General features: G+C 67.4%; 2 protein-coding genes and 1 pseudogene. All 3 read right to left on the bottom strand.

From position 1 onward, the window contains the following. Nucleotides 1-202, bottom strand: a pseudogene (locus VF536_RS10650) (hypothetical protein); the annotation flags it as partial. A gap of 209 nt (nucleotides 203-411) precedes the next feature. Next, complete coding sequence (locus tag VF536_RS10645; protein WP_331614822.1) at nucleotides 412-3,855, bottom strand: TonB-dependent receptor; 3,444 nt, start codon at nucleotides 3,853-3,855, stop codon at nucleotides 412-414. A gap of 545 nt (nucleotides 3,856-4,400) precedes the next feature. Continuing rightward, nucleotides 4,401-5,831: glycoside hydrolase family 10 protein (locus VF536_RS10640; RefSeq protein ID WP_331614821.1), on the bottom strand; the 1,431-nt coding region annotated here is incomplete at its 5' end.

Raw genomic sequence — 5,831 nt, 5'->3', positions numbered from 1 at the left:
GCAGCAGCGCGCTGAAGCCGCCGACCTCGCCGCGCGCGACCAGCGTGCCGTCGGGACGGGCCAGCGCCCAGCGCGTCTGCGTGCCGCCGGCGTCCAGGCCCAGGCCCAGCGGACCGGACGCCGCACCTCCACGGACGGACGCGGGCCCGTCGGGTCGGTCGTTCGCGTGGGAATCGGCGGTGGCGGAGGGCGTGGAACTCATGGCGGCGTTGGCGCGCGGAGCTTACGAGGGGCTCCGCGCGTTCGCCATTGTCAATGCACGTGACAGGTATGAGTTGGGCTCATGGCTCGATGGGGGAGGTGATGGCCCTGGATGGGGATCCCGTCCCGGAATGAAAAACGGGCTCCCGAAGGAGCCCGTTGCGGTGCCGTGAAGGACCGGCCGAGGCGGCCGGTCGATCGTGACGTGGATCAGAACTCGTAGGCGGCCGTGATCTGGATGGCCCACTGCGATTCGCCCTTGACCTGGCGGATGGCCTGGTTGTCGTTGATCGCGTTGGCGTTGGTGCGGTACACGTAGTTGCCCTGCGCATCGATACCGGCGAAGTTCACGAAGCTGCGACGGTTGCCGCCGGCCGACTGGAAGGTGACTTCGTCGATGCGGCCCCACTTCTTGTTGAGCAGGTTGCCGATGTTCAGGATGTCGAACGTGACCTTGCCCTTGTGCTGCGGGAAGAAGCCCGGCACTTCCTGGCTCAGGCGCAGGTCGAAGCTGTTCACGAACTGCGAGAACGAGCTGTTGCGCGGCACCACGGCGCCCTTGTACTTGGCCAGGTCCGGGTTGTTGTCGACGATGTTCCAGAACGCCGTCTCGTCCGCCGGGGTGGCGAACTTGACGCCGGGCGCGCCGCGCGTTGCCGGGATGTACAGCAGGTCGTTGCCGGCCACGCCGTCGCCGTTCATGTCGTTCAGGAAGGTCCAGCTGTAGGGCTTGCCCTTGCGGCCTTCCCAGAACAGGCCGACGTTGGTCTTCAGGTTGCTGATGAAGGCCTTCTGCCACGTCACGTTGGCCGTGAACCGGTCGCGGATCATGTACGCCGAGTTGGCGGCCACGTTCTCGTTCGGGTTGAAGATGGCGCGCGAGTTGAAGTTGGAGTTCGCCACCGACGAGGTCAGCGGGCTGACTTCCGAGGCTTCCGTGTAGGTGTAGGCGACGCCGAAGCCGAAGCCGTCACGTGCCGGGCGCTGGAACGACAGGGTCACGGCGTTGCCGTCGCCCTTCTTCGTCTTCGTCGCCATCGTGACGTTGTTGTAGGCCTCGTTGGACAGCGCGCGCGAGCGGCCGCCGGCGCAGGCACCGGCGGTGCTCAGGCTGCCGTTGGTGGCGGTCCAGCAACCCGTGGCGTAGCTCTGCGGCGTGTAGTACAGCGAACGGCCGTCCGGACCGGTGGCGGTCGCTTCGCCCAGGTTCAGATGCTGGTAGTAGATGCCGGTCTGGACCTTGGTGTAGACCCATTCCACGCCGAAGTTCATGCCGAAGAACGGCAGCTCGGCGTCATAGGCCAGGTTCATCTTCCAGACGGAAGGCTGGCCCAGGCCCTTCTGCACGAAGTCGACGTTGGCCGCCGGCGTGGTGCCCGACAGGTTCGGCTGGGTGTCCGGGTTCGCGCTGAACACGCCCGAGGCGGTGCCCGAGCAGGCGTTCAGGCCCGCGGCGCCGCAACCGATGATGCGCGTGGCCATGCCGGTGTTGGAGTACGGGTTGGTCAGCCACACGGAGGCCGCGGCGCCCTGGAACAGGCCCACACCGCCGCGGATCTGCTTCTTGTGGGTGGCGCGGTTGTCCAGCGCGTAGTTGAAGCCGAAGCGCGGCTGGAACAGGTTCTCGCCGTCGACGGTCTGCGAGTTGTCGTAGCCGAAGCCGCCGGTGGCGCGGGCCACCGTGTTGGCGCCGGTCACGCGGCCGGCCACCGGGGCGACGGCGGCGGCGGCGTTGAACGTCGGCTTGTCGTCCGTGCTCAGCTGGTCGACGCGGAAGCCGGCCGTGATGTTCAGGTCCTTGGAGATGTTCCAGGTGTCCTGCACGAACAGGCCGGCCTGCTGCAGCGTCCACTGGGCGATGCCGTTGTCCAGCGTGCCGCCGGCGACCGGCACCTGCACCTGGTAGGTCGAGGGACGGCCGCGCGTGAAGTTCTCCAGCACGGCGGCCTGCACCTGCGCCGCGGTGGCGGTGCTGCAGTTGATGCTGCCGAAGCTGTAGGTCCAGTTGGCGCCGTTGGTGCTTTCGCAACCGAAGGTGTAGTTGCCGTTCACGTTCTGGAAGAACGCGTTGTAGATCTTGTTGCGCTGGATGTCGCCGCCGAACTTGATCTCGTGATCGCCCTTGACCCAGGTGGCGCCCAGGTAGCCGTCGATGGTCTTGGTGTCGAGGACGTTGAACTGGCGGCTCTGCTCGGTACCGAAGTTGACGAAGCGGTTGCCGGTGCTCGAACCCGCCGGGGCGCCGTCAGGCAGCGCGCCGTTGAAGCGGATGCCGATCGCGGGCAGGTCGCTGTTGTTCTGCGGGACGCTGTTGTAGTCGCGGTTGGAGATCTTCAGCTCGGTCGAGAAGTCCGGCGTCCAGTCGGCGAACCACTGGCCGACGACGGTGTCGATCTTCTTCTTCTGCTGCCACCACTGCGAGGTCATCTGCAGACCGGTCGCGCTGTAGCCGCCGAAGGAACCGTTGTTGGTGTCCGACTGCTCGGTGCGGGCCACGCGGATGCTGGCGCGATGCTGGTCGTTGATGTTCCAGTCGATCTTGGCCAGGTAGTCCTTGACCGACAGCTGCGACTGGCCCATCACGGTGCCGGTGTCGATGCCGTAGGCGTCCTTGGCGGTCTTGGTGATCGCGTCGAGCTGGCCTTGCGAGATCGCGTTGTTGGTCAGCGAGCTGCCGATCGGGCCGAATTCCGGCTGGGCGCGGTTGCTCTTGAGCTCTTCATAGTTGACGAAGAAGAACAGCTTGTCCTTCAGGATCGGGCCGCCCAGGGTGAAGCCCTTGGTGTCTTCCTTGAAGGGCAGGAAGTCGGTGTAGCGCTGGTTGCCGCGGTCGAAGCGCTTGCCCACCATGTCATCGTTGCGATAGACGTAGTAGACGCTGCCCTTGTACTCGTTGGTGCCCGACTTGGTGACGGCGTTGATGTTGGCGCCGGTGTAACCCTTCTGGGTCACGTCGTAGTTGGACAGGTTGACCTGCACCGACTGGATCGCGTCGATCGAGATCGGCTGCTTGGCGGTCGGCAGGTTGTTGGCTTCCAGGCCGAAGCTGTCGTTGATGGCGACGCCGTCGATCGTGATCGAGTTGTAGCGCGAGTTCTGGCCCATGGCCGAGATTTCGCCGCGTTCCTTGTCGGTCTGCGCCAGGCGCGGATCGTTGCGGGCGTAGTCCTGCAGGTTGCGCGCGATCGACGCGTACGAGTCCAGCTCGGCGCGGCTGATCTGCGTGCCGGAACCCATGGTCGAGTTGTTGAACTTCGCGGCGGAAGAGGTGCCGGTGGTGACCACGGTCTCCAGCTGCGTCTGGGCCTTGCCCAGTTGCACGTCCAGGCCGAGCGTCTCGGCCAGGGCCAGGTAGACGTTGTCGGAGACCTCGCGGTCGCTGCCCTTGGTCACCGTGATGACGTAGGGGCCGCCCACGCGCAGACCGCGCGCGCTGTAGCGGCCGTCGGCGTCGGTGGTCTGCGTGTTCGAGGAGCCGGACTCCTTGTGCAGGATGACCACCGTGGCGCCCGAGACGGCCTTGCCGTCAGCGCCCACCACGCGGCCGCCGATGGCGGAGGTGGTGTTCTGGGCCATCACCGGCGCGGCCGCCACGATGGCGACTGCGACGGATAGCGCCGTCCGCGAAAAACCCGACCAATCCTTCTGATTCATTTCCTGTGCTCCTGTGCGACGTCAGACCGAAAACCCGTTCCGAGGGGGCACCAAACGTTCCGCAAACGTTTTCCTTGGCCGACTTCACCGCGATTTGTCGCGTGTCCGTCCTTGACCGCCCTCGATTTGTTATTGCGCGAGGCCGGCTTATGCAGCGGCCTTCTTCGCTTATGAAGCAAAAAGCCTACCAGCCGAAACCTGCCGCATCAATGCGGCAATATCGGGAGAGCTCCCCTTCACCTCACGTTGTCAATGCGCCGTTCGAGCCCTTTTGAAGGGCGGCTCCAGGCACCTTGCCAACGCGTCAGCGGCGCAGTCTGGACAGCGATTGTTGAGGAGCTGTGACAAGTGTTCACTGGCGTTTGCGGTTGGTGCACCCGCGCAACACGTGGCAGAAACACAGCCCCGGAGCGGGGCGCGCCGGCACGCGGCGGTGCGCCGCGTGATCCTGTCTTTGGCTCAGTTTCCAAGGGTTTCCCCTAGGCGCGGCCACCGCACGCGGTCAGGGGGCGTCGTTGCGCCGAGTCGACAGAAATCGCCGGGGTTCAGGCGACGAACGTCGCGCGTGGCCCCTCGTCGCCGATCGCGTTGATCGCGGAGAGCACCAGCCCTTCGCCGGGAACGGGTTGGGCGATGCGCCCGTCGGGCGCCAGGACCTCGAAACGCCAGGCGCCGGCCGGCAGGCGGCGCCAGAGCGCGAAGCGCTGGGCGGCCGCACCCGACGTGACCGTGGCGCGCAGGCTGCCGTCCGGCTCCCGGGACAGGGACACCGCTTCGCAGCCGGGCGCGGACAGCCAGGGCGTCGAGGGCGCCAGCGCTGCCTGCGCGTAGGCGCCGTCGCGCAGCGTGCCGGCGATGCCGCGGCGGTTCTTCAGCAGGGCGACCATGCTGAAGTGCAGATGCCCGCCGGTGGCCGGCGCGCTGCGCATGAGCTCGACCTGCGCCGGGATCTCGTCGACCGGCCAGCCTTCGGGCTCGTTGGCCGCGCGGCTGGTGAACAGGCCCGGCCACACGTGCCGGCCCAGCGGATTGACGCCCTGCCAGGCGCGCATCAGCGGCTCGAAAGCCTGCGGCTTCTGCGCGCGCGGCCAGTAGAGCTGCGGCGCGACGTAGTCTAGCCAGCCCATCGCCATCCAGTGCTCGACGTGGGCGTAGAGCTTGTCGTACTGCGAGAAGCCCGTGATGCCCGCCGGACGCAGGTCCGGACGCGGGAGGCCGAAGGGGCTGATGCCGACGCGCGCGGTCGGGCGCACGGCCCGGACCAGGTCGTACATCCGACGCACGAGCTGGTCGACGTTGTCGCGTCGCCAGTCCGCGCGCGACAGCGTGCCGCCGCCGAGCAGGTAACGCTGCCAGCTGGGTTCGTCGGGGAAGTCGATGTCCTGCTTGGCCGCGTCCTGGACCGGATAGGGATAGAAGTAGTCGTCGATGTGCAGGCCGTCGATGGCGTAGCGGCTGAGGAGGTCGCGGCAGACGGCCAGCGTGTGGTCCGCGGCGGCCGGCTCGCCCGGATCGATCCAGAGCTGGTCGCCGTATTTCCTGACCCACTCCGGCCGGGTGCGGCTCAGGTGCGTGGCAGCGGCGGCCGACTTGCCGCCGCTCTGCTTCGCGCGGTACGGGTTCAGCCAGGCGTGCAGTTCGAGGCCGCGCGCATGCGCCTGCTCGATCCACAGCGTGAGCGGGTCGTAGCCCGGCCCCTGGCCTTGCACGCCGGAGAGGTACTCGCTCCACGGTTCCAGCGTCGAGCGGTAGAGCGCATCCGCGCTGGTGCGCACCTGCAGCACGATGGCGTTCAGGCGCAGCGCGCGGGCGCTGTCGAGGATCGCGTGGATCTCGGCGATCTGCGCCGCGTCGCTCAGGCCGCGGCGGCTCGGCCAGTCGATGTTGGCGACGGTGGCGACCCATGCGGCGCGGAATTCCCGCGGGGCGGGCGGCGGCTCCTCGTGCACGACTGCGGCGGGCGGCGGCGGCTTGAT

This window comes from Roseateles sp., assembly GCF_036486225.1.
Lineage (GTDB): Bacteria > Pseudomonadota > Gammaproteobacteria > Burkholderiales > Burkholderiaceae_C > Roseateles.
The sequence above is the reverse complement of the archived record's forward strand: the minus strand, read 5'-3'. Positions and strand labels throughout refer to the sequence as shown.

Coding starts and splice junctions, on each gene's coding strand:
- VF536_RS10645 (WP_331614822.1), bottom strand. CDS start 3,855: ATGAATCAGAAGGATTGGTCGGGTTTTTCGCGGACGGCGCTATCCGTC.